This is a genomic window from Mycobacterium sp. URHB0021 (assembly GCF_054057895.1).
This window is the reverse complement of the sequence record NZ_JBSRZT010000002.1, coordinates 4,023,761-4,049,973: the sequence shown is the minus strand read 5'-3', so window position 1 is coordinate 4,049,973 and position 26,213 is coordinate 4,023,761. Positions and strand designations below refer to the sequence as shown.

Sequence of the window (26,213 nt, the reverse complement as noted above, 5' to 3'; positions counted from 1 at the left end):
TAACTTTTCCTCTCAAAACTGTTGCTGAAAAAGGAGACTCGGGCAATTGAACTAGTGCAAGAGAACTTTGGCTGCCGGCGGGGTAACGCTGGTCGTCAGGGATAGCAGCGTACGGGCAGTGTGACGAGTCCATGGATGATGGAGCTGTCGCGGTATTCGATGGATTCGGACGTGGCGAGCTCGAGGCGTTGGAAGCGGTCCAGCAGCCGCGCTAGGGCGATGCGGCCTTCCAATCGGCCGAGAGCGGCTCCCACACAGTGGTGGATGCCGTGACCGAACGCCAAGTGTGAGTTGGGTTTGCGGGTGATGTCGAGCCGGTCGGGGTCGGCGAATTGCCGTGCGTCGCGGTTGGCAGCCAGCAGGGAGATCATCACGAACTGTCCTGGACCGATCTCGACGTCACCGACGTTGATGGTTTCGGTGGTGAACCGGATGGTGGCGATGTTGACCGGGCTGTCGAACCGCAGGAATTCCTCGACCGCGGTGGGCATCAACGTCGGATCGGCGCGCAGTGCTGCCAGCTGAGAAGGATTGCGCAGCAATGCAAATACACCGTTGGCGATGAGGTTCACGGTGGTGTCGTGGCCCGCAATGATCAACAGGGTCAGGGTAGCCAACAACTCCTTTTCGGACATTCTGTGACCGTCATCGGTCGCCTCGATCAGCGCGCTCGTCAGGTCAGTAGCTGGGTGCCGCCGCTTATCGGCGATCAACGCTGTCAGCATGGCGGTCACCTCATTGCCGCCGACCTGTTTCTGATCGGCGGTGGACTGATCGAGAAGCGGCTTCAGTACGGCAAGGAATCGGCTCCGTTGCATGACGGGGATGCCCAGCAGTTCACTGATGACCCGGACGGGTAGCGGACCGGCGTATGCCTTGATCAGGTCTACCGGGCTGCTGGTGTCGATCAAGTCGAGTAACTCATCGGCGATGGTCTCGACCTGGCAGCGCAATTCTTCGACGGCCCGTGCCGTGAACGCATTGACAACCAGTTTGCGTAGCCGCGTGTGATCCGGTGGATCGGCCTGCAACATATGGTTGGTCAGTTCACTGGCGAGCTCGCCGCTGTTGTTTGGTGGAAGCAGGTTCAGTGCGCCATTTCGGTTCTTGCCGAGGCGGGGGTCGGCCAGTAGCGCCTTGGCTTCCGCGTAGCGGGTCACCAACCAGACCGGGACGCTGTCCCACATCACTACGCGGCTCACCGGAGCCTCGGCCTGCAAGCGGCGCAACACGTTCATCGGGTCTCGTGTGAACGACGAATCAATTTGCGGGATCTCAACCATGCTTCCTCCTGGAACAAGCACACGCGGCGGGCACGCGCCGGGACGATGTGTGGCGCGGTCTGTGTCGGCGGCGCCGGTGCCACCGGGTTTGTTCGCGGCAGAGCCGGGGCGAATCTGGCTGCCGCAGTGATGCTTCCTCGGCCGAGGCGGCCACCGGTGCGCTAACAAATATGCTGTCGGCGTCACACCCGAAAGCGCGACAATGCAGGTATGAGTGGCTGTGGCAACAACTCTGTCCTCGAACAACTCTCAAAGGTCACCAATATTGCCCCAGCGGGCCGCCCCGCCGTGCCGGCGCGCACCGTAGTACGGCCGATTAGCATGATTCATGTAATCGACATTAACGCGAAATGGAGCGCGGCGCGAGAGACGCACTCCGGCGCGCATCAACCTTGTGCTCGTCGAGCACGAGCACAAGCCCCTGGTCGTTGACCAATATATGGACCCAGGCGCCGGTGTCACCTCACGACCGACCGCTTGTACACACCTCTGTTGGCCTGAGCATTTCGGTCTCATCGACTTGGGTCACGTGTAATAGATTTGCTTACAGGGCACGTCGAAATGGCGGACCTTCGACGTCCGCGACGGCACATATGGACCTCGCGTTTAGTGACGAGGAACACAGGCTTCGGCGTACGTCGATTGATCACCACGCACGAAGCGAACACGGCGCTCTCCACTCTGTCCGGTTCGCCTATTCCGAGCCCGACCCTGACGGCTGCACCCCCGTCAAACCCGAACCTCACCGCCCGCGACGACCGCGGTGGCGACATGCCCCTGTTGGCCACACTCAAGTGGCGCAAAGGCATTGCCGGATTCTGACTAACGTCGGATACGTGTTGGTGTTGCGGAACCACCGCGGCCCTTTTGGGACTCAGGCCGCCCGCTCGGCGGCCGCTTCTTCGCTGAGGGGTGGACGCGCTGCGGGATAGGTGCCCGTCGGGTCGCAAGCCCATGACCCGTGCTCGGCAGATCTGGTACCTCTGGCCGACCGGCCCTGCTTCAGCGAGCCTCGAGCTCAATAGGCCAAGCCAATCATGCTTCAGAACAAAGCCGTTCATCGACTACGACCGCGTCATGCGATGTAACCGCCACTAGCAGATCAATGTCACTGGTCGTGGCTCGCGTCTCCGCGGCTGCACGCACCGCGGCCTCACAGGAACTTGGTGGGAATGATCGAGGACGTTGGCATCTGGGTGATGTAGTAGGCAGTGGGCAAACCGCCCTCCGCTCTTTACCGTCACCGTGTTTCTCATCACTAAACATCGGGGTGAACCCCGCGCTGAAGGTGTCGCTGGTGGCGATGGCGATGCCGCAGACCAATATGCGGTCCGCGGTAAATCGACGCGTCTTGCCGCGCGCCCACGATGCTATGTGCCCCGAAATGCGTTGGGTCACTGGGTCATAAGGAATTTCTGGGCGCCAGCGTCTGCGCGCGGTGTCCCGAATGGAAGATTACGACCGCGAGAAGCACGCGTCGAAGGCCGGGATACCTTCGCGCGCGGGGCACGGGACTCGCCAGAGTCAGCTTTTAGAGTTAATCTCGACCACATCAAAGTCACGACTGAGGTAAGTGGTGCAGCCTTGTCGCCGAGGAGCATTGTCCGGCTCGGCACCCCAAGTGGGTCACAATGCCGTCACCTGGGAAATTGGCCGACACCTCCGGTTCCGCACTATCCGAGCTCCTCGACTGTTTGAGTATGAAAGGTCCCTAGTGGCGAAGATTCTGGCGTACGCGACACCGGCGATGGGTCATCTGTTCCCGTTCAGTGCGCTGTTGACCGAACTGCGCGACCGGGGGCACGATATCGCGTTGAGAACTCTGGCCGCCGGTGTGGAAACCGGTCGCTCGTTAGGCTTCGCGACGGCGGCCGTCGATCCGCGCATCGAGGCGATACCCTTGGATGACGCGCATGCCCCGAATCCCAAAGTCGCCCTGCAACAGGCGTTGAGCGCATTCGCGAGGCATGCCGAGTATGAGGTGACCGACCTAGCTGAGGCAATCGCCGAAGTTGGCCCCGACGTGGTGATCGTCGATGCGAATTGCTGGGGCGCGGCCGCGGAAGCCGAAGCCAGCGGGCTGCCGTGGGTGTCGTTTTGGCCCTTCCTTCCTTATCTGCGATCGCGTGGAGTACCACCGTGGGGTCCTGGGCTGCGGCCCTGGCCCGGCGTGGTGGGCCGCATCCGTGACGCGCTGCTTCGACCGATGCTGTCGGACTTCGATAAGGGCATGGTGGGTCCACTCAACCGCATTCGCGCACGAGTTGGCGTGCCGCTGATCACATCGGCCGACGATTACGGGCGCCGGGCGCCGCTGAAGCTGGTGGCCACCGCGCAACCGTTCGAATACCCACATCCGGACTGGGACGACTCAATTCAGCTGATCGGAGCATGCGCGTTCGACCCCACACCACAGGAAACACCGCAATGGCTCGCGGCGATCGACCGGCCCATCGTACTGGTCTCGACCTCTTCAGAATTCCAGGGCGATACTGACCTGGCACGAACGGCAATCGACGCGCTGGCCAGTGAACCGGTCCACGTCGTGGTGACATTCCCGGCCGGCGTCCCGCCGTGGTTCAAGGTGCCGGGCAACGCGACCGTATGCCAGTTCGCTCCGCACGGGTTGGTGCTCGATCGCGCGGTGTGCGCCATCACCCACGGTGGAATGGGCACCACCCAAAAGGCGTTGATGCGAGGCGTTCCGGTATGCGTGGTGCCCCACGGACGCGACCAGTTCGAAGTCGCCCGTCGCGTCGAGGTCGCCGGATGTGGAACTTGGCTATCACCCAAGAAACTCACCACGACCCGACTACGCGACAAGGTTCGCCAAGCGATGACGATGGCCAACGGCGCCCGCCGCGTCGCCGCCGGATACGCCGCCACCGGCGGAACCGCGCACGGAGCCGACCTCATCGAACAACGCCTACTCAGCCAAGAGTGCGCACCCACCAATCAACGGTAACCACCCACAAGAAACCACCAACACTCAGGATCGAGCGGATTATCCCGAAATAGTTGGAGTAGTGGCCATTGCCCCTCCAGTGACGGTGCGCAAAGCCACTGAGCCGATCGACGCAGCCACCAGCGCATTGATCACCCCGCGTTGCCAGGACGCTCGCAGATGGCCCACAACACCTACCTCTCCGCCGAGACGGCTCTCGCAAGAGCTCGAGACAAGCCACGAGGAGCTGGCACGAATCCTGGCTTTGACGACGATTGCACCGGCCGACGCCCCCGTTATGCCGTTGCCGATCGTGAAAGAGACAGTGGCGGAGGAACTGTTGCGACTCCCGGGCCGGCCTGATCAAGAAGCCGTCCATGAACAACGCGCTGTCGGAGTTCACCGCGATCGGGGCTTACTTTTTCACCTCGGATATCGAGCACCTATGCCGCAGATACCCCCGGCTACGGCAAAGTTGATCGCCGGCACCTGGTGCGAAGCGAGAGCCCGAGCGCGCCTGCTCCCGGGCAGGCGACGCTCCGTCACGTCGGTTCAACCCTTGTGCCACGAAGGGTGTCGCGGTGGATCGGCAACATGCGTCTCGACCCGATCGACTCCAGTTTCGGTATCACGTGTGTTCGGCACCAGCGAGTGACAGCGTCTCATCGCGATGCCCGTGGCAGGGACTCGGCCCCCGGGCAAGGAGCAACAAGGCAGCCAGCGCGGCCAGGGTGGCGCCCGACATCACAATGCCCATTGGGACGGCGCTGCTGTGGCCCGCAACGCCGACCAGCGGCGGCGTGACCGCTCCGGCGCCGTACTGCAGGAACCCGAGTAATGCCGAACCGGTCCCCGCCGCCTGCCGAACCTCGGACATCGCCAGCGTGGTGGTACTGGCGTAGTTGAAGCCCACGCCCGCCATGAAACACGCCATCAGTGCGATAGTCGCCCAGGCGAGAACGTGGCCAACGGTGACTGTGAGCAGCAACAGCAGGCTGATGATCAACATCACGATGAGTCCGCCGAGCACTGACATACGCGGTGAGACTGTATTGACGATGCGCGTTGCGATAGCGCTGCCGGCGGCAACCGCGAGTGAACACGCACCGATAACTGCCGAATAACCTGCGGGCGACAAGCCGATGATGCTTTGCAAGACGAATGGGGACGCCGAGATGTAACCGAACATCGCGCTCGTCGTAAATGCAATGGTCAAGGCATACCCGATGTAGTGCCTGTTGGCGAGCACAGCGCGTGTACTCGCGGCGAGTGATTTCAGGCCGCCGGGACGCCGACGACCTTCGGGCAGCGATTCGTCGGCGAAGAGGACCACGCCGATGAGCATCGACAGGTTCATCACGGCCAACACCGCGAACACAGCACGCCACCCGAAGGTGGCGACGATGATGCCGCCGAGCATCGGCGCGGCGACCGGCACAAGGACTCCGATCCCGATCATCATCCCGAAGAGCCGCGCGGAGGCGGCGCCCCGCGTGCGATCGGTGATCATGGCCCGGGCGATGACGATGCCGGCTGCGCCCGCGAAGCCTTGGACAAAGCGCAGCCATATCAGCACTTCGATCGACATCGACACGATGCACATCATGCTGGTCACCAGGCACAGGGCGGATCCCATGATCAGCGGGCGTCGACGGCCGTAGCGGTCGGAAAGGTTGCCGATGAGCAACTGCCCGCTTGCCATACCGACCAGAAAGGTCGTCAGCGTCAACTGAATCATCGACGCTGAGGCACTGAAGTCCAGTTCCAGCTGCGGGAACGCTGCCAGGTACATGTCGATCGAGAACGGAGCTACAGCATTGAGTAGCACGAGTACGGCGATGAGCATCTTGGACGGTGATGACGGCGAGGTGGTCGCCCCGGTCAGCGTTTTCCCGCTCATGGCGCCTTTCTCTGCAGATCTGCACGGGTCTGTGACTGAATCCCACCTCTCGATCCGTTCATTACGTTCCAATGGCTTCGAGTGAAATGTCGCCCGTGGACCGGCTTCAGTCGCCGCCGCTACCAGTTGTGGACCGATGCGCGAGCATTCGTCCGATCACTGCGTGGTGGGTGGACTTCACCGCCTCGCAGCGCCGGGCGGACAGCTCGGATGCCGTTCAGGAACAGGACTCGGGCCGCGATGACGGCGCACGGGGGTCTCCGATAACGAGGGGTATGGCTTTCATGTTATCAAGATTAACGTCAAAATGCGATGGATGCGAATCCGCACTCCGTTAACCCGTTTACCCCCGCGATCGAAGCTCACAGCCAGGTTTAGGCGCCGTTACGGCCGATTCGCACACAGCTGGCACTCTAATGAGCAAAGACATTGCGAAGGGACGTCGACGCCGTTCACACGTGTCGGCGACATCAAGGCGAGGGACTCCGTGCTCCACACACCTCGCGGTCTGCCGAAGGGAAGACGAACGCGGAGCTACCGGCCGAGCTCTTCACGGATCGCGGTGACGAAGTCGTCGACATCGCTCTTCGTGGTGTCCCAGGAACACATCCAGCGCACCACCCCGCCCGCACGGTCCCAGTCATAGAAGCGCACGCGCGTACGAATGCGGTCGGCGGCGTCATTTGGCAGTACGGCGAATACGGCGTTCGCTTGCGTCTGCTGGCAGAAGGCGAGACCACGAATCTCGCCGGCGTCGATGCCGTCCTCGAGCGCTGAACGCAACCGTGACGCCATATCGTTCGCATGCGAGGCCAAACGCGCGCCAAGTCCGTCGTCGAAGAGAGCCAGGAGCTGAGCGCTCATGAAGCGCATCTTGCTCGCGAGCTGCATGGTCAGCTTGCGTAGGTACAGCATTCCCTCGACACGGGATGGGTTGAGGATGATGACGGCTTCCGCGCCGACAAGTCCGTTTTTGGTGCCGCCGAAGCTGAGGATGTCGACGCCGGCGTCCGTCGTGAAATCGCGGAACGGCATGCCCAGGGCAGCGGCCGCGTTCCAGATGCGGGCGCCGTCCATGTGCAGGGCCATACCGTGCTCGTGCGCATAGTCTGCGATCGCGCGCACCTCGGCCGGCAGGTAGAGGGTGCCGAGTTCGGTCGTCTGGGCAATGCTGACCGCCAGCGGCTGGGCACGGTGCTCGTCGCCCCAGCCCCACGCCTCCGTTGCGATCAGCTCGGGCGTGATCTTGCCGTCGGGGCTGGGCACCGTGTACAGCTTGAGGCCGCTCACCCGCTCGGGCGCACCACCCTCGTCGCTGTGAATGTGAGCGGTGGCCGCAGCGACGACGGCGCCCCAGCGTGGTAATACGGCCGTGAGCGCCACCACGTTCGCGCCCGTGCCGTTGAACATCGGGAAAACCTCGGCGGCATCACCGAACTCGGCCTTGATGAGCTGCGCAAGTCGTTGCGTATACGCATCCTCACCGTAGGCGGCTTGGTGGCCGCCGTTCGCCGTCGCCAACGCCCCAAGCACCGCTGTGTGCACGCCGGCGTAGTTGTCGCTCGCGAAGCCGCGGTATCCGGTGTCGTGAAGAACCTCGACCATGCGCCATACCTTTCCAGTTCAGTTTTGAGGCGTCGGCAAAGCCGGCTGAAGTGGCTGCGGGTAAGCCGCGCCGGAATCTTCCAAAGGGTCTTACCGCGCAGCTCAACTAGCGAGGCGGAGGATCTTGATCGCGAAGATGAGCGTGTCGCCCCGCTGAATTCCAGCGCTGGGCTGGCCATCGGGGTAACCGTCGCTCGGGTTCATTGCCACGGCGACGGTGGATCCGACGTTCTGTCCAGCGATGGCCTTCTGGAAGCCGGGCACGACTCCGTCGAGCGGGAATTCGGCCGGGGTACCCCGCTCATAGCTGCTGTCGAACACCGACCCGTCACGCCCATTGACACCCATGTAGCACACTGAAACCGTCGCCGTCGGCGCGACGGTGGGCCCGTCACCGATCTGCAGCGTGTGCACTTGGGTCTGGGTCACGCTGAATGGTGCGTCCACGTTGACGCGTGGCGCCGTCGTATCCGTGGACCCCGTGATCCCGACACTGCCAGTGGTCCCGGGCAGCGTCCACTCCGGTGCGCCACTGCTCTCCGGTGCTGCCGTCGGGCACGTGCTGGCCGCGGTTGCCGTCTCGGTGGCTGAGGAGGCTACCGCGTCGGCGACGGACGGCGTGTTCGCCGATGAAGTATCCGCATCGGAGCCACACGCGGCGAGTGCCATGACGAGCGACGCTGCGGCGCAGGTCGCGAGCGCGACGGTAGGAGAGAAGTTCACGGTCGTCACGCTACAGCCACAATGCGCAGTCCTTATCGCTAACCCTGCGATGTCGCCGTGAATCCATCAGGCGCGACACCACCGTCAAGAACCGAACCCAAAAACGCTGGGCGGTAGCGTAAACCGAAGAACTAATCGGTTGTTCCTCGTTTTCCGCAGCCAAGCAGTGGGGGTGAAGGAAACGGACCAACGGGCAACCGGGGGTAAACGGCGGGGGCGGCCTGACCGGAGATTGGCTCGTCGTCTGGTCGCCGAGGTTGAATCGGCTACGCGGTCAGCGGCCGGCCCGCACGCAGAGCCAAGCGCAACGGACCCACCGGTGCGGAAGTCTGCATGCATCAAGCTGACTCGACCAAACATGCTCACAACGCAGCACGCGCAGGCACCGAAACATGGTGCGGTTCTCGATTCTCATCGGCGTCAGGCGCGATGGAGGGGGAGTCCCGACTCGCAGGCCCGACTACCACCGCGCAGTTACGTTGGCGCCGATCTGGTCGGCAATCTTCAACGCCGAGTCGGCGGGATCGGCGCTGCACGTGTTGATATCGACGATGACATTATTTCTGAGCGCCAGCGCGCGCCCGCAGCCCCAGCCGGGGGCAGCGGCATTCTGTTGAGTCGCGGTGGTACTCAACGTGCCGTGCGTGTTGGAGAGCTGCCCCACCAGCCACTGCGACTCGCTCTGCGTGTGCGTGTACTGGCGGCAGGTGGACCACTGCTGGACAGAGGCATCGAAGAAGGCGGCGGCTTTTTCGATAGTCGGAAACAGCACCACTGCCTGTTTGAGATAGTGCGTGAAATTATCGCCGTTGTTGAGGCTCTGATCGCGCTCGGCCCAGAAGCCGCTCTCCGAGTAAACCGGCGCCTCAGCTGCGCCATCGATGGCGAGGCACTCCTCCGGAGCCATGGTGGGGCTGTTGTCAGACATTGTCGTCTGGGTATTGGTGACCGTCATTCCGGTCGTTGCCATCACGACATTCACCTGTTCCGGATCAAGCAGTAAGACGGCCAACTCACGCTCGACAAGAGGGCGCGGAATCATCGAGCGGGTCGGCGTTGTCGACTCGGCATGGCCCCTTGTGACGGCGCACCCAGAGACGAGAACACTGATGACTGCAATAGCAATTGCGGCCGTTGGTTGGCGCATCCGTTCCTCCTCCCTACACCAGCCGTGCGCAACCACACCGTGGCGAGATATCGCCATCGCGCAGCACGTGAAGACATGGTCCAGCAATGCCGCCGACGCCCATGCGAGGTCAACGGTGTTTCCTGATAACAATCACCGTTGTTCTTGATAACGATTGATGGTTGGAGCACGACTCAGAGCGGCCTGGCGCCCGCTGAAAGGGAGACGCCGTATCTCAATCGGCTTGATTGCCGCCGCCTGCACCAATAACAAGTGCGTTCAGCTTTTCCGAAACACCCAATCCTCGATATGTACGGCCGTAGCCTGACCGCGAAGGCATCTGGCGGCAACGCAAACGGTGTCGGCACCTTTAGATCGTCACGCGGCAAGGACGCACGCCGAGGCTAAGGAGAGCGCATGACTTCGTTCCGAGACCAAGTATTGCGAAGTAAGCCGGTGCAGGAGATGGCGGCCGAAACGGGCGCCGACAGCGGACGCAGTGAGCTCAAGCGCACGGTCGGGCTCTGGAGTCTCTCGGCGATCGGTATCGGCGGCACTATCGGCACGGGGATCTTCTTCATACTCAGCCAAGCGGTTCCGATGGCGGGACCCGCCGTGATCTGGTCGTTTGTGATCGCCGGAGTCGTGGCCGGCCTGACCGCAGTCTGCTACGCGGAATTGGCCGGGGCCGTCCCGGTGGCCGGTTCATCGTATTCGTACGCCTACGCCACACTTGGTGAGCTGACCGCGCTCGCAGTCGGAGCATGCCTGCTGCTCGAGTGGGGCGTAGCGGGTGCGGCCGTCGCCGTGGGGTGGTCGGAGTACCTGAACCAATTCCTGAACAACCTGTTCGGCTTCCAGATGCCAGAGGCGTTGTCCAACGCACCGGAACAGGGCGGTGTATTCAACCTGCCCGCGGTGGTTCTCGTGGTCATGTGCGCCACGCTCCTGATTCGCGGGGTCAGCGAGTCAGCGAAGACCAACGCCATCATGGTGGCGATCAAGATCGCAGTGCTCATCATGTTCGTCGTCATCGGCGTCGGGGGCTGGGATTCGAACAATCTGCAGCCCTTCGCTCCGTTTGGCTTCGCCGGCGTTACGGCCGCCGCAGGCGTCATCTTCTTCACCTTCGTGGGTTTGGACGGCGTCGCCTCGGCGGCGGAGGAAGCGATAAATCCGCGTCGAAACCTCCCGCTGGCGATCATGATCGCCCTGGTGACGGTCACGTTGCTGTACGTGTTGACCGCCCTGATCGCGGTCGCGGCCCAGCCTGTCGAGGGCTTCGAGAACCAGGAGGCCGGGCTGGCACAGATCCTGGAGAACGTGGTCGGTTCGACATGGCCCGGCACCGTGCTGGCTGCCGGTGCGATCATCTCGATCTTCAGCGTGACGCTGGTGTCGGTGTATGGCCAGACGCGAATCCTGTTTGCAATGTCGCGTGACGGCATGATCCCCGAGATCTTCCATCGAGTGAATCCGCGGACCCTGACACCGATTCCGAACACCATCATCGTGGCGGTGGTGATTTCGCTGCTGGCCGGTCTGATACCGATCAACTTCCTCGCCGAGATGACCAGTATCGGCACGCTCGTGGCGTTCATCACCGTGGCCATCGGTGTGATCGTGTTGCGGCAGCGAAACCCCGAACTGCCCCGTAGCTTCAAGGTTCCGCTGTATCCGGTGCTTCCGATCCTGGCGATTCTCGGATCACTGTGGATCATCTCGAGCCTGCGGATCGTCACAATTTATGTTTTCGTGATCTGGGTTGCTCTCGCATTCGTCTGGTATCTCGTCTACGCCCGCAAGCACTCTCATCTCGGTAGGCACGAACACGTCGGCCTGACGGCGGAGGACGGCCAGCCATGACGATCCTGGTCGGGTATCCCATCAATCGACGGGCCAAAGCGGTGCTCAGCATGGCCGCGATGCTCGCCCGCTCGAGCGGGGAGGAACTCGTCGTCGGTGTGGTCATACCCGCACCCTTGATGGCCGGCCTGTCCCGGGCGGACGAGGGCTACCGAAGCTACATCAATGAATCCGCCTCCGCCGCCCTGACCCAAGCCCGTGATGACCTCCCCCCGGATGTGCCCGCGAAGTTCATCACGGTTGATGCCCGGTCGGCTCCCAGCGGCCTGATGCAGGCGGCCGACGAGTGCGACGCCGGCATCATCGCGGTGGGATCCTCCGATGCCGGACAATTCGGCTACATCACGTTGAGCACCGTCGCCGACCGACTGCTGCACAGTTCGCCGATCCCAGTTGCGGTTGCCCCGCGCGGCTTTCGGCTCAAGGGGGGCAAGGTCGACCGCGTGACATTGGCGTTCACAGGCGATAAGCAAAGCGGTGTCCTACTGAGAGCCGCCGAGGCTTTGGCAAGTAGGTTCGGTGCGCGGTTGCGGCTCGTGTCATTTGCCGTGCAGCTGTCCCCACCGGAAACGGCTCGCTTCCGAGCCGAGAGTGAGGCGGTGACTGCCGAATGGACGAGCACTATTCGCGCCGCGGCCCGGGAAGCTCTGGAGGCTGAGGGTAAGCCTGGAACGGAGCAATCCGAGCCCGCAGTCGTCATTGGACACGGCGAGGACTGGAAGGAGGCCTTCGAAGACGTTGAATGGTTACCCGGTGATGTGCTCGTGGTCGGATCGAGTGAGTCGGGACCGATGGCGCGAGTGTTTCTCGGATCGCGGGCCAGCAAGATCCTCCGGCATTCGCCCATTCCTGTTCTGGGGGTGCCGCGCACCGCAGCGAGGGAGCTCTCTGAACAATGAGCGTCCGATCCGAAACCGATTGGCATGCCTGGCCGCCCGGGGCGGTAATTACGGGCGGTCCTGTGCCCCAAGGAGTTGCAGACTCGCCATGTCGATGACGAAGCGATACCGGACATCGCTTTTGACTACCCGTTCGTAGGCGTCGTTGATGTAATCCGCGCCGATCAGCTCGATGTCTGGGTGGATGTCATGCGCGCCGCAGAAGTCGAGCATTTCCTGAGTTTCGGCGATACCGCCGAAGAAAGACGCGGACAGATTGCGCCGCATCGCGGCCAGCGCGAACACCGGCAGCGGCATTGGGTCTTGGGGCAGGCCGATCTCGACCAGCGTGGCGTCAACGGCGAGGAGCTTCAGGAAGGCGGCGATGTCGAGATCGGCCGACACGGTGTTCACGATGAGGTCGAACGTACCCGCGAGCGTGTCGAACGTGTCGAGGTCGCTAGTGGCGTAATAGTGGCTAGCGCCAAACCGCAACCCGTCGTCCATCTTCCGCAGCGAGTGCGAGAGGACGGTGACTTCGGCACCCATCGCGGCGGCGAGTTTGACGCCTATGTGGCCGAGGCCGCCGAGGCCGACGATCGCCACCCGCTTGCCCGGCCCCGCGTCCCAGTGCCGCAGTGGCGAGTACATGGTGATGCCGGCGCACAGCAGCGGCGCGGCCAACTCCAACGGGATGTTGTCCGGGATACGCAGCACGTAGTTCTCGTCGACCACGATCGCCGAGCTGTAACCACCAAACGTAAGAGCCCCGTCGCGGCCTACTGCGTTGTAGGTGAGGACCATGCCGGTGCAGTACTGCTCCAGACCCGACTTGCAGCTGTTGCATTCCCGGCAGGAGTCGACACAGCAGCCAACGCCAACCCGGTCACCGACCTTGTATTTGGTGACCTCGGAGCCTACTTCGGTTACCACTCCTGCGATTTCGTGGCCGGGCACCACGGGGTAGCTGGCCGGACCCCACTCACTCCTGACGATGTGGATGTCGGAGTGGCAGATGCCGGCGAACTTGATGTCGAACGCGACGTCGTACGGGCCGACGTCACGGCGCTCAATGGTGATCTTCGACAGCGGCTCGGTCGCCGAAGTGGCGGCAAAGGCAGAAACCGTACTGCTCATGAAAATAGAGAACCTCTCTTGTTGCAGCCGTTGGTATCCGACGACCGCTGCGGCCGTCGGATGGTCTTCTCGTCGCCCGCGTACCCTGACGATTCCGGCGAGGCCGAGCAATCAGCGGCAGAAAATTACGCGCCCTGCCGCGGCCTGATGCGAGATGTCTTTGACACATACAAGCATCAAGGCTCGGATGCAGTTTGCAACCAACATGGCTTCGACGTTAGGTCAGACTCGGTGCTGAAGATGGGCCACTTTGGGGCGGCGAACTGAGGCCAGTCGAGCTGGTCCAGGCCACCGCTCGACACGTTCGCCAGTGCCTCCAAATACGTTGCTGTATTGCATTAACCAATGTCGGTGACACAGCTGTCTCAAGCCACGATGGCCATCGCGTTGGTCGTAGGCGTGGCGTATTCGGTGACAATTTGTGTCTGCCAACGTGCAAGTTCCGCGTGACGATCCTTCCCGGCGGCGCAACCGGGGTGTGGGCGATTCCGCAGGCACAGTTCTGCATGCACTTGCAGCGTCAGATGGTTGCACATCGCATCATGTGATCTTGCTGTCTAACGCGGTGCTGAATTCGTGGCGTTGTCGATGAGCTGCCGGATAATAGGCAGCGATACATGCGCCGCCAGGGTCAGCGTTACTTCGTCCTGGGTAGACAGCGCCGTCAGCAAGTCGTCGAGCCTGTCTCGGCGATCCAGGCGTCGGTCACGCATGAGCGCGCGCCCGGCGGCCGTAATGCCTACCAGGGCCGCGCGCCCGTCTTCAGGATCGTTGATCCGGGTCACGAGCCCCTGTCGCTGTAGCCGATGAACCAGTTCGGTCATCGACGGCTGGCTGATTCCGGCGGCCGCAGCCAGCGCGGTGAGCCGCACTGAGCCTTCACTGAGAGCGCTGAGGGTCGTGGCGGCGGTCAGGCTCAGGGCTCCGCGGCTGGTTAATTGCCGCGTCATAAGGATCGCCGCTTGCTCGAGCGCCTGCACGATGCAGTCGCGGTGATTTCCGCAGTCTGACCCCACTACTCATCTATACCACAATTACATCGGTCTCCGATATAGTGGATCGTGTCGACGTCTTATGATGGACCTGTGGCGATCGGCATGTGGCCGCCAATGGTGTGGATGGGTCGCGGTGGCGCGCCCGGGCATGACCGTGCGGCGTCGCGGTGTCTGCGGATTCCCGGCAACCCCTTCGCGGAGACGCAGTGAGAACGTGTGCCCTCACCCTCCAGTTTTGTGCGCACCTTGCTGGCCGCACCAGTGGTAAATCGACGAGATCCCTCTTGTGACAACATATTCAAGGAATTCCACGACGCACTGCGCTGGATCAGAATCCGGCATCTCCGAAGAGTCACTGCGTTAGCCTACGCATCCACCCTTCTAGGGCCGGATTATCGGGCGCCCTACGCTCACTTCGCGGACAGCACGGGTGGGGACCATCGCGGCATACCGAAGTGCCCATTGGTGAGTTGGCTCATAACTACTTGCGCGGTCACTTGTCAGGCATCTACGAATTAAATAGGAACCCGATGTAATCGTGGAACGGAGCTCACTATGTCGAATGACGCTCGTCAGGAGCGGCTCACGCGCCGCTTGTCCGATTTGTATGCCAATGATCAGCAGTTCGCCGACGCCCGGCCCAGCGCGGTGATCACCACGGCGATCAACGAGCCCGACCTGCGCCTACCGCAGATCGTGGAAACCGTCATGGAGGGTTACTCGGACCGTCCCGCGCTCGGGCAGCGCGTCGTGCGATTCATAACCGACCCGAACACCGGCCGCACTTCACCTGAGCCGCTGCCGCGGTTCACAACCATGAGCTACCGCGAACTCTGGCGCCGCGTCGGCGCGGTCGCGAGCGCCCTGGCCAACGACGTGGTGCATGCGGTCCGCCCTGGCGATCGCGTATGTGTGCTGGGCTTCACCAGCGTCGATTTCACCACTGTTGACCTCGCGTTGGTAGTGATGGGCGCGGTGTCCGTTCCGCTTCAGACCAGCGCGCCGATCAGCCAGTTGCGACCAATCGTCGAAGAAACCGAGCCGACGGTGATCGCGTCGAGTATCGACGAGCTCGCCGATGCCGTCGAGCTGGTACAGACCACTTACACGCCTAAGCGGCTGGTGGTGTTTGACTACCACCCCGAGGTGGATGACGCGCGCGAGGCATTCGAGGGAGCCAAGGCACGTCTGGCGCAATCCGGCGTCGAGGTGATCGTGGAGACCTTAACCGACGTGCTCGACCGCGGCAGCGCGTTGTCCGCCGCACCGGTGTTCATCTCAGAGGAGGCAGACCCTCTGACCCTGGTGGTCTACACCTCCGGCAGTACGGGCGCTGCGAAGGGCGCGATGCAATCAGAGCGCCTTGTCGCCAACCATTGGCAGAAGTTCAGCCAGACATGGAGTGGATCAGCCGTCACGCCGTCGATCACGCTCAACCTCATGCCGATGAGCCACCTCATGGGGCGGGGGGTTCTTTACGGGACGCTCGGTGCCGGCGGCACTGCCTACTTCGCCGCCAAGAGCGATTTGTCCACACTGCTGGAGGACCTCGCTTTGGTGCGCCCGACCCGGTTGGATTTCGTGCCACGCATCTGGGAGATCTTGTTCCAGGAGTTCCAGAGCGAGGTCGACCGGCGGTCGTCCGACGACGCCGACCGTGCCGCGCTGGCGGCGGAGGTCATGGCCGAGCAGCGCCAGAAAATGCTCGGCGGACGGTTTGTGGCGGCGATGACCGGCTCGGCGCCGATGTCCACCGAGACCAGAGGTTTCGTCGAATCCATCCTCGATCTGCACCTGGCGGAAGTCTATGGTTCGACGGAGGTCGGGCCGGTCTGCGTCGACGGCCAGGTGCGGCGTCCAACGGTGATCGACTACAAGTTGGCCGACGTGCCCGATCTCGGCTACTTCGGCACCGATCAGCCGTATCCGCGTGGCGAGCTACTGGTCAAGTCGGAGGACCTTTTTCCCGGCTATTACAAACGCCCGGAGGTCACAGCCGAGGTCATCGATGACGACGGCTACTACCACACCGGCGACGTCATGGCCGAGATCGGGCCCGACCAGCTGGTGTACCTGGACCGACGCAACAACGTGCTGAAGCTCTCCCAAGGTGAGTTCGTCGCCGTCTCCAAAGTGGAGGCGGTGTACACGACCAGTCCGCTGGTGCGCCAGATTTACCTCTACGGCAACAGCGCACGCTCGTACCTGCTGGCTGTCGTCGTGCCGACCGAGGAGGCGCTGTCCCGAAGCGCCGATGACGTGCATTCGCTCAAGCCGCTCATTCACGACTCGTTGCAGCATGCCGCCAAAGCAGCGGGGTTGCAGTCCTATGAAATCCCGCGGGACTTCCTCGTCGAGACGACGCCGTTCTCGCTGGAAAACGGCTTGCTGACCGGAATTCGGAAGTTGGCGCGCCCCAAGCTCAAGGAGCACTACGGACCACGGCTCGAACAGGTCTACGCCGAGCTGGCCGACAACCAGAACAACGAACTGCGGGCGCTGCGTCAAGTCGGCACCGACCGGCCGGTGCTGGAAACCGTCAGCCGGGCCGCGGGCGCTCTGCTCAGCGCGCGGGCAACTGATCTAAGACCCGACTCCCACTTCACCGACCTGGGCGGTGATTCCCTGTCGGCCTTGACCTTCGCCAACCTGCTGCGCGAGATCTTCGACATCGATGTGCCGGTGGGCGTGATCGTCAGCCCTGCCGCCAACCTGCAGGCCATCGCCGACTACATCGAGGCTGAGCGGACGTCGGGTACGCATCGACCCTCCTTTGCCACCGTGCACGGCCGCGACGTCACCGCGGTGTACGCCGGTGATCTCACCCTTGACAAGTTCATCGACGCCAACACGCTGGCCACGGCCCATGAAGTGACGCGGCCGGGTGCCGAGGTGCGCACCGTCCTACTGACCGGGGGGACGGGGTTCCTCGGCCGATACCTCGCCCTGGAGTGGCTCAAACGGCTGGACCCGGTCGGCGGGAAGCTGATCTGCCTGGTCCGGGCCAAGGACAACGCCGCCGCCCGCGAAAGGTTGGACAACACCTTCGACAGCGGCGATCCCGAATTGCTGCGCCAATACCGTCAATCGGGCGGCGCCCATCGTCTGGAAGTCATCGCCGGCGACAAGGGCGAACCGAACCTCGGCCTGGACCCGCAGACCTGGCAACGGCTGGCCGACACAGTAGATCTGATCGTCGACCCCGCGGCAATGGTCAACCATGTGTTGCCCTACAGCCAGCTGTTCGGCCCGAATGTGCTGGGCACCGCCGAGCTACTCCGCATCGCGCTCACCACGAAACTCAAGCCGTTCATCTACGTGTCGACCATCGGCGTGGCGGATCAAGTGGAAGCGTCGGCGTTCGTCGAGGACGCCGACATCCGGGTCATCAGCCCGAGACGGAACATCGACGACAGCTACGCCAACGGCTATTCGAACAGCAAGTGGGCCGGCGAGGTCCTGTTGCGTGAGGCGCACGACTTATGCGGCCTGCCGGTGGCGGTCTTTCGCTGTGACATGATCCTGGCCGACACGACCTATGCCGGACAGCTCAACCTCCCAGACGTGTTCACCCGGCTGATGCTCAGCGTGGTCGCCACCGGCATCGCGCCCGGATCCTTCTACGAACTCGGTCACGAAGGCCGGCGGCAGCGCAGCCACTACGACGGGCTGCCCGTCGAGTTCATCGCCGAGGCCGTCTCGACCCTCGGTACCCGGGTGGACGCGTGTGCGACCTACCACGTGCTGAACCCCCACGATGACGGTATCGGTCTCGACGAATTCGTCGACTGGCTCAACGAGGCGGGTTATCCGATAGAGCGCATAGGCGATTATGACCTCTGGTTACAGCGGTTCGAGACGGCTATCCGCGCGCTTCCCGCACGCCAACGGCAAAGCTCGCTGCTGCCGCTGTTGCACAATTTCCAACGACCCCAGAAAACGAGCTGCGGCGCGATGGCGCCCACCGAACGATTCCGATCCGCCGTGCAGGACGCGAAAGTAGGACCGGACAAGGACATTCCGCACGTCACACCGCCGATCATCGTCAAATACGTCACCGATCTGCAATTGCTAGGGCTGCTGTGACTTGCGCAGCGAGCCGATCAGGGAGTGCCGGGGAGCGTAGACGAGATAGGTGGTTGCGCATGGATGTTGTACGCGCCCTTGACAGTCGATATAGCCCTGGGCAATACGCGGGTTCGGGAGTGCCGCACGGCACTTGAACGGCGCCATCGACGTAGCGTGCAATGTGGCCATGGACTCCTGCCCGAGGAGCCTCCACAGCGTGCAGTCACAGACATTGGTGTTGACGAGTTCGGTGGTGGAGGTGGAACCCGGCGCGCGGCCCATAGCAGCTCGATCACTGTGTAACCGTGCCTGACGCAGCGTCACGTCCTCGAGCTGCTCGCGCACCGCCATCGACAGTGGCACATCGGAAATCGGGCCCCGTGCGACGTCACTGGCCCCTTGAGTGCCCACGGTTTCGGGACCTTCCTGCAACGGCTCGTTTTACGAGGGAGGGCAGGGCCAGTGCAGATTCCGATCGCCTACCAACGCCAGCAGTGCCCGCATCAAAGGTGCTGGAGGACATCAACAAGCTTCAGTAGTCCCAATTGGCCGGTACAAACCGGAAGGCGTTGCCGGCGATCGCCACGTGGCAGATGGACGGGAACGGCAGGTGAGTGGCCACCAGTTGCTCTCCGCTCGCTGCCAGCTCCTGCAGAAGTCGGACCCGAACCCGCGCTGACTCTTCGGGGTCGTGTTCGAAACCGTTGTGCCACTCGGGGTTATCGAACCCGGGCTGGAACACGGCGTCACCGGCGAACGTCAGTCGCTGGCCGCGGGACTCCAGGCGGACGATGCTGTGACCGGGAGTGTGGCCGCCGGTGCGGCAGATCATTACTCCCGGCGCCACCTCGTACTCCGACTCGAAGGGCCGCAGCTGGTTGCGGTACACCTCCAGGAACTTTGTCGCGGTCGATCGAAGCACATCCGGCACAGGTGCCGGCATGACGGTGCGGGAGAAATCGGGCGCAACCCAGAACTCGGCCTCGGCGGCAGCCAGGTGGACTCGCAGGTCCGGGCGTAGCCGGCCCCGCAGCCCGTCGACGAGCAAGCCGCCGATGTGGTCCATGTGCAGGTGGGTGAGCACCACATCGGTCACGGATGCGGGATCGATCCCGGCGGCGTCGAGTCTCATGGCTAATTGCCCGGCCCGCGGGAAGTCCGGGAATTCCGTACCCAGCCCGGAGTCGATGAGTATGGTCTGGTCCCCGCTGCGCACCACGGCCACGTTCAACGGCCAGTCGAGCATGTCCGGCGGCAAGAACATGTCACTGAGCCAGGCCGCCAGGTCGGTGGAGGCGACGTTGGTGGCCATCGTGACGGAGGGTATCGGCAGCACCCCGTCGCTGATCACCATCACGTCGATGTCGCCGACCCGCAGCGCGTAACGCGACGGAACCAACTCGTCGTGCGCCCCCGTCACCAGGTGTGAGGTGGTGTCCAAGCTCATGTTTCTCTCCTTGTGAGGCGTTACCCGAAGGCATCTCGAAGTGGACGGTCCGGATCCGTCTACCGTTATGACCGACCGGTGGCGCCTTTTGTGACACTCGGCCGAAAACGGCGAAGCGAGCGGTGGCTTTCACTCCGTTCTGCGACTCAGCTTGATGGTGTGGGTGCCAGTCGACGTCGCGTTTCCTACTGCGTCCGATGACTGTCGACCCCGATTGCACGTTCATGAGTGTCGGTGTCGGGATGAACCCGCCGCCTGGTGATACAGGGGAAGGCGTAGGTTACGGTTCGCGACCCTGAAATTCATTGAGCGCCAGTCGTTCCCGGGCAACTGGCCCGCGGTGGATGAGAGGCGTTCATCGTTGAGTGCGGCCGGCGGCGTACCGGTGTGGATTCGGGGGAGCGGCGGGGGCTTGACGCACCGGTTCCACTACTGACGCGACGACCGGGTCATCGGACGACACGGTAGCGTAGGTGGGCGACGCCCGGGGCTTCGAGCACCCGGACTAGCTCGAGTGCGGGCTTACCCGCCTCGAAACCGTCGAACAGGCGCTCACCCGAACCCAGTATCACCGGGTTGATCTGGAGATCGATCTCATCTACGAGACCTGCTGCGATCGCCTGCCGTGCGCACGAGGCTCCTCCTGCGATCGAGATGGCGCGCCCACCGGAAGCCGCCTCAGCCTGGGCGTAGGCGGACTCGATCCCGTCGGTGACAAAGTGAAAGGTAGTCCCGCCCTCCATCTCGATCGGGTGGTGCGGGTAATGAGTCAGGACAAATACTGGGCAGTGGTACGGCGGGGCGTCACCCCACCACCCCTTCCAGTCCGAGTCGTCCCATTCGCCACGAATTGGGCCGAACATGTTGCGGCCCATAATGGTCGCTCCCATGCCATCCATCATGTCGGAGACCACCTGCCGGTTGACAGGATGGTTCTTGGCGGAGCCCAAGTGCCAGTGATGAAGCGCCCCGCCTCCGACGCCGAGCGGCTGCTCCTCGCACTGGCCGGGCCCGGCGACATAGCCGTCGGCAGAGATCGACATCGAAAGATTGGTTCTGGACACATAGCCCCCGTCTCGCGGTGATTACGTCGTTTGCATCTAAGAAGACTGACGTGGCTTGAAAAACTCATCGTGACCGAACCCGTGAACTGGCCCACGGCGAACGAGAGTTGTTCATCGGCGCGGTACAGGTGGGAGCGTAGCGGGCTGGCGGTTGATCGCTGAGTGTCCGCGGTGAAGGTGGATGTAGTCGTGCTTTCAGTCGGTGACGACAACGCGGACATGCGCCAGGCACCAGAAGCGTTGATAGTGATAGCGGGGCATTCGTCGCGGATACGGGAGTCGAACGATTCGACGTAACCGTTGCGCCATGACTTTCCGGGCGGGATGTCGTTCCGGGCTTAGAAGTCTTCCCGGGCGATCACACCGCTATGCCGGCCGAAGGACCGCGACGAGAAAGTCGGAGTCTTCAGTGAACGGCCGCAAATTCCAGGTGGACAGCAGCAGCTCGGGCGAGAATTCGGCCTCTGCTGCATCGTCGAGAAACTCAGCGAACTCGTAGCCGCGTCCGGCGCCGAAGCCGATGACCGCTCGACCGTCGCCACTGAGGTGGGCACGCAGTCGGCGCAGCACCTGAACGCGGGTGCTCGCCGCGAGAAACGTCATGACATTTCCGGCAGACAGGATCACGTCGAACGGTTCAGTGATGCCGCGTGCAGGCAGGTCGAGCTCGGCGAGGTCACCGACGAGCCAGAGCGGACCGGGATGGTCGTGCTCAGCCGCCTCAATGAGCACGGGGTCGACGTCGACACCGACCACGTCGTGACCGATCGCGGCCAGATGACCGCCCAAGCGGCCGGGGCCGCACCCGGCATCGAGGATGTGGGCCCCGCGAGGGGCCATCGCATCGACAAAACGCGCCTCGCCGACCACGTCGTCACCTGCGCGCGCCATCGCCCGGAACCGTTCGACATACCAGTGCGAATGTCCCGGGTCAGCGGTGACCTTCTGCATCCACATGCTCTGTTCGACCACGCGACCATTGTCTCAAGGATCTGCCGGCGGGCGGATATGTGAGGGTGGGGCGGGTTGACAAATGCCTCAGGGTGATCGAGGTGCGCGGCGATCAGTGCCATCCGTTAACAGCAGGGGTGCTCAGTTCGATGGTCACCGCCGCCGGCGTGGCGTGCAGTTGTCAACCGTGGGCGAGCGCGCGGTCGGCCAGCGCTCCCAGTGCCGGCGCTAGAAGCTGGGAGTACTCGTGCGTTATGTGGCCTGCGTCGAAGTAAGCCAGGGTGTTGCCGATGATGACCGGGCAACGGGTATTGCTGCAGAACAGTTCGCTGATGTCGGCGTACTGTCCACCGCCGGCTTTGGTGGCGGTCGACTCAGCTTCCATGCCGATTTGATGCTCTGCTCCCCGCACCGCCGAACACGCCATCGGGTCATTGGAGTGCTCGGACAGGCAGGCCGACGGTGGCATGGCGAGATCAGGGGTCGGACCGAGTACTAGGACCTTCGCGCCGGTGTCGCTCAGCTGCTGCGCGAGGCGGGTCAGACCGTCGAGCCAAGCCTGGTCGTACATCTTTAGGCCGGGCACCATCGTATGGGCACCGTTGGCGTCGTACGCGCGCGCCGATCCCACCACGACCAGCTGGGGACGCTCGGCCCGTAACCGGTCCATGATGTTGGAACGCCATTGCGCGCATTGTAGGAACAGTTCCGCCAAGCCGTTGAAGTGGCTGCTGACCGGCAAGTCCACTATTGGGCAGCCCGCCTTGGCCATCATTTCCAGCCGCCAGTGTCGCTGGGTGGCGACCTGCTCGAACGCCGGATTGAACATCGCTGCACGTGAGTCGCCGATCATGGCCACCCTCGTCTTTGAGGCGGTGTCGCCCACCGCGCATTCGGGCTGTTCGGCGTCGAACGGCAGTATGCGCAGGCAACCGTTGGCCAAGATGGCAAGTTGTTGGGCCGTCAGGTCGCTCAGTGCCGGCTGCAGGTTCGACGGGACGGCTTTCAGGTCTGTCGAAGCAGCGACCGCAGCCTGCACCTGAGCGAACACGGTGCGCACGGCCGCGTCATACGCTGCCATGCTGGATCCCGGGGGCTCAGGCGCTGCGGTGATTCTCATTGGCGTAGCGGCAGGACTGCGGCTGGGGCCGGGGCCGCCCGGGGTGGGTACCCATACCAGCAGAATTACGCCCACGCAGACCGTCACTGCGGTAACGCCGCCGCCGAGCGTTAAACTTGCCCGGTGAGAGCGGCGAATGCGAGGGGCGAATCGCAACGGGTTCTCGATGAAACGTAGGCTGAGCGCCGCCAGCCCGGCAGAGACCAGGACCGCTGCCAACTTGGTGGCCAGACCCACCGGGTGACCCAGCAATACCGGCGTGAGCACAATTACGGGCCAGTGCCACAGGTACCACGAGTACGACATTCTCCCGATGGACCCCATCGGCGCCAATCCTAAGACGCGGCCACATCCCAGCGACGGTCCGGCGCAGCCGGCGCCGATCACCAGCATCGTGCCGACCGCGGGCACCAACGCGGCGTATCCCGGATAAGGCGTGGTTGCGTCAAAGAAGGTGCAGGCCAGCAGGATCAGAGCCAGCCCCGTCCATCCGATCAGCGCGGTAGGTCTTGCCGGTAACCGACCCCATTGGTTGGCCGTGAGAGCCACCAAGCCGCCGGCGGCCAGCTGCCAGGCCCGGGTGGGCAGCGAGTAGAACGCTACGGGTGGTATCAGATAGGTGAGCACGAGTGACAGCGCGAAGGACACCACGGCGACCAGCGCAAGGATGACGAGATACGGCCGCACTGTCGACGTGGCCTCGGCCTTGGTGTTGTGTCGGCGCACTCGCCGGATAAGCCAAGCCGTGCCGATGATCAAAATCGGCCACACCAGGTAGAACTGCTCCTCCACACCCAAGGACCAGTAGTGCTTGAATGGCGACGGAACCAGCAGGCTGTCCTTACCGAAGTAATTGACGCCTGAGCTAATGAATCGGTAGTTGCTGACGTACAAAGCGCTGGTGATGCCGTCTATGCTGATCGACTTGACTTGCAACGGGGGAAGCATTAGGGCCGACGCGACCATGGTGACGATGCCTACCGTGGCCGATGCCGGCAGCAGTCGGCGGGCCCGCGCCCCATAGAAGCCACGCATCCTGACAGTCCCAGTAGCGCTGGCCTCGCGCCACAGCAGGCCGGTGATTAGAAAACCCGAGATGACGAAGAAGACGTCCACGCCGACATATCCGCCCCCCAAGCCGGGCAGATCAGCGTGAAACAGGACAACGGCCAAAACCGCTACGGCGCGCAGGCCTTCGATGTCGGGGCGAAATTTTTTCGCTGCCGAATCCCGAGTTCGGGGTTCGGCCAGAATCTTGCGAGCCTGGCGAACTATTTTGGATTCTTGAGTGCCCTCTTGCGGTCCGGTGGCTCTCACGTCGCGGAACCGGCGCCCGGTGAGGTGCTGGCAGCGCACTCAAGATCCAGGGCCTCAACGCAAATGTCACGCACCGCGGCCACCTCGTCACCGTCCATCGCGTGAACCGGAAGCCGACGTTTACGGAGAGCAGGAATGACGTGAGGGAGGCTGTCACTGTCGGCTGTAACCCGGTCCCCTCCAAGGTCTGCGAGCTGGCACTGCCTCTCCGGCGCGCTGTCCGACGGATTCATCGGTATGACGACGGCGCCCGCACCTAAGACGGCGTCCAACGCCTCCAATATCTCCCCCCGGTTATTCAAGTAAATCCCCAATCGTGCATGCGATAGTAGTCCAGTGATTGCCAGATAAGCAGCGAGATTGCCTGCTTCCCCACAGAAGAGCGATGCTTGACGGCTCGCCGTTGCTGAGACACGATCCGGTCCGCATGCGCCTCTGCGAGGAGGACGTACCGTTGTACGGATCGGTTCGACATGAATGTTCGAAACATGTACCGGATGCTCTAGCGCAACCTCACGCATCCTCTACCACCTCAAGTGAGAGTGTTATGCGGGCACTTGGGCGTTGCGCTATTAACCCCATAAGGGTCAGCTGGCGGGACGGCGTCCTCGGACGAAGCCACACCTCAGACAAGCGCCGCCGTCGGATTTCGACGCGGGCAACGTTGGTCACCGCTTGCGGCCTTTCGTCAGGAGTGGATGAGGCGCCGGTTGCGGTCGCGGGAAATTCCCCGAGCGATGGTGCGTATCGTTATACGACTTGTCCCGCAACAGCGCCCGTGGAATTGGCCGGTGCCGTCGCAGAACTGCGGAGGCGCCCAATATGCCGTCGGCTTCGACTGAATCTCCAGGCCATCTTCATCAGCCAACCTGAATGCACCTCACCGAACCCGATGACCAAGGTCGCACGAAGCATCCCGGGCTCGCATGCGAGGTTGCCATGAAACTGGCGATAGCCCCAAAATACGTAGGCATCACCCGGCTGAAGCGCAACGATGTATTTGCCTGGGGCGTTGTCGACCCTCTTGATGAAATGACGGCGATACAGCGCGTTATGGGTCAGGACCGTTTCAACCAGGTGTGTCGCGACCGAGCGGCGGAACGGGCGCTTGTTTCCAAACGCTACCAACTCGCCGCAATTGCCGACGGTAGCGCACGGAGTGAAGATTGGTACGACCATGGTGAGCACGCTCGGGTCGTAATGGAACAGGTTCGAACGCATTTTCGGCGCAATACCGTTGCGAACGGGAATATTGCACTGGAACTTTTGAGCCAGGCCGGCCTTCGGGCGTCGAAGCCTTGCGGTGTCGTCGAAGAGTCGGCGCAGCGCGGGGTCGGACATCAGTTGGTGCGCGGCAGATCCGATCTCGCAGTCGGGCCGCGCGATGTAGAGGTCACCGTCGCCATGGCTGGCGATGCGATTGTTCACCGTTTCGCGCATCGCCTCCAACCATTCGTTGGAAAACACATCCCGCAGCCGCACTACGCCTTGCTCGTCAAGTTGGTCTGCAAGCGATGAGGGCGAGATGCCGCCGAGCCTGATGACCTCTGGAAACACGTCCTGATCCACCGCCTCCGAGACATACTCCGCTGCCATGAAGCCGCCTCTCAACCCGCCGTAACACATCGGCACAGGACGATCACTTATTGGTTCTGATGTAGCCAAGAGTCGCCGAGCATGAATACTGCGATGAAAATTGACGACACAAGTTTAGCGGAGTTCGAGCCAGCTTCCGACCTGGGGTTCTCGGTTAGCACATTCGAGGCTGCGTCTAGTTGTCAGCACCGGC

At 62.9% G+C, this 26,213-nt stretch carries 19 protein-coding genes and 1 pseudogene; 5 read left to right on the top strand and 15 right to left on the bottom strand.

The features are described from left to right. Positions 1 to 95: 95 nt before the first annotated feature. Positions 96 to 1,283, bottom strand: a complete 1,188-nt coding sequence (locus ACVWWN_RS22110) for a cytochrome P450 family protein (protein ID WP_457145756.1) — start codon at positions 1,281 to 1,283, stop codon at positions 96 to 98. 609 nt (positions 1,284 to 1,892) lie between these two features. Between ACVWWN_RS22110 and ACVWWN_RS22105 the strand changes: the two genes are divergently transcribed. Both ACVWWN_RS22105 and ACVWWN_RS22100 read left to right on the top strand, forming a co-directional pair. After that, positions 1,893 to 2,105 (top strand): hypothetical protein, encoded by a 213-nt coding sequence (locus ACVWWN_RS22105; protein ID WP_457145755.1) that lies wholly within the window; start codon positions 1,893 to 1,895, stop codon positions 2,103 to 2,105. A gap of 892 nt (positions 2,106 to 2,997) precedes the next feature. Next, complete coding sequence (locus ACVWWN_RS22100) at positions 2,998 to 4,248, top strand: nucleotide disphospho-sugar-binding domain-containing protein (RefSeq protein ID WP_457145754.1); 1,251 nt, start codon at positions 2,998 to 3,000, stop codon at positions 4,246 to 4,248. 607 nt (positions 4,249 to 4,855) lie between these two features. On the opposite strand, the gene ACVWWN_RS22095 is transcribed toward ACVWWN_RS22100, so the two are convergent. The 4 genes from ACVWWN_RS22095 to ACVWWN_RS22080 all read right to left on the bottom strand — a co-directional run bounded on the left by ACVWWN_RS22095 (position 4,856) and on the right by ACVWWN_RS22080 (position 9,602). Further along, complete coding sequence (locus ACVWWN_RS22095; protein WP_457145753.1) at positions 4,856 to 6,127, bottom strand: multidrug effflux MFS transporter; 1,272 nt, start codon at positions 6,125 to 6,127, stop codon at positions 4,856 to 4,858. A gap of 534 nt (positions 6,128 to 6,661) precedes the next feature. Then, positions 6,662 to 7,732, bottom strand: a complete 1,071-nt coding sequence (locus tag ACVWWN_RS22090) for a threonine aldolase family protein (RefSeq protein ID WP_457145752.1) — start codon at positions 7,730 to 7,732, stop codon at positions 6,662 to 6,664. Between the two features lie 102 nt (positions 7,733 to 7,834). Further along, positions 7,835 to 8,401, bottom strand: a complete 567-nt coding sequence (locus tag ACVWWN_RS22085; protein WP_457149228.1) for an FKBP-type peptidyl-prolyl cis-trans isomerase — start codon at positions 8,399 to 8,401, stop codon at positions 7,835 to 7,837. A gap of 514 nt (positions 8,402 to 8,915) precedes the next feature. Next, positions 8,916 to 9,602, bottom strand: coding sequence for a sensor domain-containing protein (locus ACVWWN_RS22080; RefSeq protein ID WP_457145751.1), 687 nt, complete (start codon positions 9,600 to 9,602; stop codon positions 8,916 to 8,918). 396 nt (positions 9,603 to 9,998) lie between these two features. On the opposite strand from ACVWWN_RS22080, the gene ACVWWN_RS22075 reads away from it, so the two are divergent. Together ACVWWN_RS22075 and ACVWWN_RS22070 are read left to right on the top strand one after the other, a co-directional pair. Next, positions 9,999 to 11,447 (top strand): amino acid permease, encoded by a 1,449-nt coding sequence (locus ACVWWN_RS22075; protein ID WP_457145750.1) that lies wholly within the window; start codon positions 9,999 to 10,001, stop codon positions 11,445 to 11,447. Beyond that, complete coding sequence (locus tag ACVWWN_RS22070; RefSeq protein WP_457145749.1) at positions 11,444 to 12,346, top strand: universal stress protein; 903 nt, start codon at positions 11,444 to 11,446, stop codon at positions 12,344 to 12,346. The genes ACVWWN_RS22075 and ACVWWN_RS22070 overlap by 4 nt, the downstream gene beginning before the upstream one ends. Positions 12,347 to 12,394: 48 nt before the next feature. On the opposite strand, the gene ACVWWN_RS22065 is transcribed toward ACVWWN_RS22070, so the two are convergent. Both ACVWWN_RS22065 and ACVWWN_RS22060 read right to left on the bottom strand, forming a co-directional pair. Further along, positions 12,395 to 13,462 carry an NAD(P)-dependent alcohol dehydrogenase gene (locus ACVWWN_RS22065; protein ID WP_457145748.1) on the bottom strand — a complete coding sequence of 356 codons (1,068 nt, stop codon included), beginning with the start codon at positions 13,460 to 13,462 and terminating at the stop codon, positions 12,395 to 12,397. A 557-nt stretch (positions 13,463 to 14,019) separates the two neighbouring features. Then, entirely contained in the window at positions 14,020 to 14,442 is a 423-nt protein-coding gene (locus ACVWWN_RS22060; RefSeq protein ID WP_457145747.1) for a MarR family winged helix-turn-helix transcriptional regulator, read from the bottom strand. Positions 14,443 to 15,012: 570 nt separating this feature from the next. On the opposite strand from ACVWWN_RS22060, the gene car reads away from it, so the two are divergent. After that, entirely contained in the window at positions 15,013 to 18,543 is a 3,531-nt protein-coding gene (gene car, locus ACVWWN_RS22055) for a carboxylic acid reductase (protein ID WP_457145746.1), read from the top strand. Here car and ACVWWN_RS22050 read toward each other — a convergent pair. From ACVWWN_RS22050 to ACVWWN_RS22015, 8 genes and pseudogenes are all read right to left on the bottom strand, one after another. Next, positions 18,529 to 18,936: a hypothetical protein gene (locus tag ACVWWN_RS22050; protein WP_457145745.1), complete on the bottom strand. Its 408-nt coding sequence runs from the start codon at positions 18,934 to 18,936 to the stop codon at positions 18,529 to 18,531. The two genes, car and ACVWWN_RS22050, sit on opposite strands and share 15 nt — an antisense overlap. A gap of 121 nt (positions 18,937 to 19,057) precedes the next feature. Continuing rightward, positions 19,058 to 19,972, bottom strand: a complete 915-nt coding sequence (locus ACVWWN_RS22045; protein WP_457145744.1) for an MBL fold metallo-hydrolase — start codon at positions 19,970 to 19,972, stop codon at positions 19,058 to 19,060. Positions 19,973 to 20,421: 449 nt separating this feature from the next. Next, positions 20,422 to 21,036: a dihydrofolate reductase family protein gene (locus tag ACVWWN_RS22040; protein ID WP_457145743.1), complete on the bottom strand. Its 615-nt coding sequence runs from the start codon at positions 21,034 to 21,036 to the stop codon at positions 20,422 to 20,424. 64 nt (positions 21,037 to 21,100) lie between these two features. Continuing rightward, a pseudogene (locus ACVWWN_RS22035) lies at positions 21,101 to 21,362 on the bottom strand (integrase core domain-containing protein); the annotation flags it as partial. A 40-nt stretch (positions 21,363 to 21,402) separates the two neighbouring features. After that, on the bottom strand, positions 21,403 to 22,008 hold the full coding sequence (locus ACVWWN_RS22030; protein ID WP_457145742.1) for a class I SAM-dependent methyltransferase: 606 nt from the start codon (positions 22,006 to 22,008) through the stop codon (positions 21,403 to 21,405). A gap of 160 nt (positions 22,009 to 22,168) precedes the next feature. Beyond that, positions 22,169 to 24,361, bottom strand: coding sequence for an acyltransferase family protein (locus ACVWWN_RS22025; RefSeq protein WP_457149227.1), 2,193 nt, complete (start codon positions 24,359 to 24,361; stop codon positions 22,169 to 22,171). A 59-nt stretch (positions 24,362 to 24,420) separates the two neighbouring features. Continuing rightward, positions 24,421 to 24,945, bottom strand: a complete 525-nt coding sequence (locus ACVWWN_RS22020; protein ID WP_457145741.1) for an AMP-binding protein — start codon at positions 24,943 to 24,945, stop codon at positions 24,421 to 24,423. A 229-nt stretch (positions 24,946 to 25,174) separates the two neighbouring features. After that, on the bottom strand, positions 25,175 to 26,020 hold the full coding sequence (locus ACVWWN_RS22015; protein ID WP_457145740.1) for a hypothetical protein: 846 nt from the start codon (positions 26,018 to 26,020) through the stop codon (positions 25,175 to 25,177). Positions 26,021 to 26,213: the final 193 nt, after the last annotated feature.

Coding starts and splice junctions, on each gene's coding strand:
- ACVWWN_RS22110 (WP_457145756.1), bottom strand. CDS start 1,283: ATGGTTGAGATCCCGCAAATTGATTCGTCGTTCACACGAGACCCGATG.
- ACVWWN_RS22095 (WP_457145753.1), bottom strand. CDS start 6,127: ATGAGCGGGAAAACGCTGACCGGGGCGACCACCTCGCCGTCATCACCG.
- ACVWWN_RS22090 (WP_457145752.1), bottom strand. CDS start 7,732: ATGGTCGAGGTTCTTCACGACACCGGATACCGCGGCTTCGCGAGCGAC.
- ACVWWN_RS22085 (WP_457149228.1), bottom strand. CDS start 8,401: ATGGCACTCGCCGCGTGTGGCTCCGATGCGGATACTTCATCGGCGAAC.
- ACVWWN_RS22080 (WP_457145751.1), bottom strand. CDS start 9,602: ATGCGCCAACCAACGGCCGCAATTGCTATTGCAGTCATCAGTGTTCTC.
- ACVWWN_RS22075 (WP_457145750.1), top strand. CDS start 9,999: ATGACTTCGTTCCGAGACCAAGTATTGCGAAGTAAGCCGGTGCAGGAG.
- ACVWWN_RS22070 (WP_457145749.1), top strand. CDS start 11,444: ATGACGATCCTGGTCGGGTATCCCATCAATCGACGGGCCAAAGCGGTG.
- ACVWWN_RS22065 (WP_457145748.1), bottom strand. CDS start 13,462: ATGAGCAGTACGGTTTCTGCCTTTGCCGCCACTTCGGCGACCGAGCCG.
- car (WP_457145746.1), top strand. CDS start 15,013: ATGTCGAATGACGCTCGTCAGGAGCGGCTCACGCGCCGCTTGTCCGAT.
- ACVWWN_RS22045 (WP_457145744.1), bottom strand. CDS start 19,972: ATGAGCTTGGACACCACCTCACACCTGGTGACGGGGGCGCACGACGAG.
- ACVWWN_RS22020 (WP_457145741.1), bottom strand. CDS start 24,945: ATGCGTGAGGTTGCGCTAGAGCATCCGGTACATGTTTCGAACATTCAT.
- ACVWWN_RS22015 (WP_457145740.1), bottom strand. CDS start 26,020: ATGGCAGCGGAGTATGTCTCGGAGGCGGTGGATCAGGACGTGTTTCCA.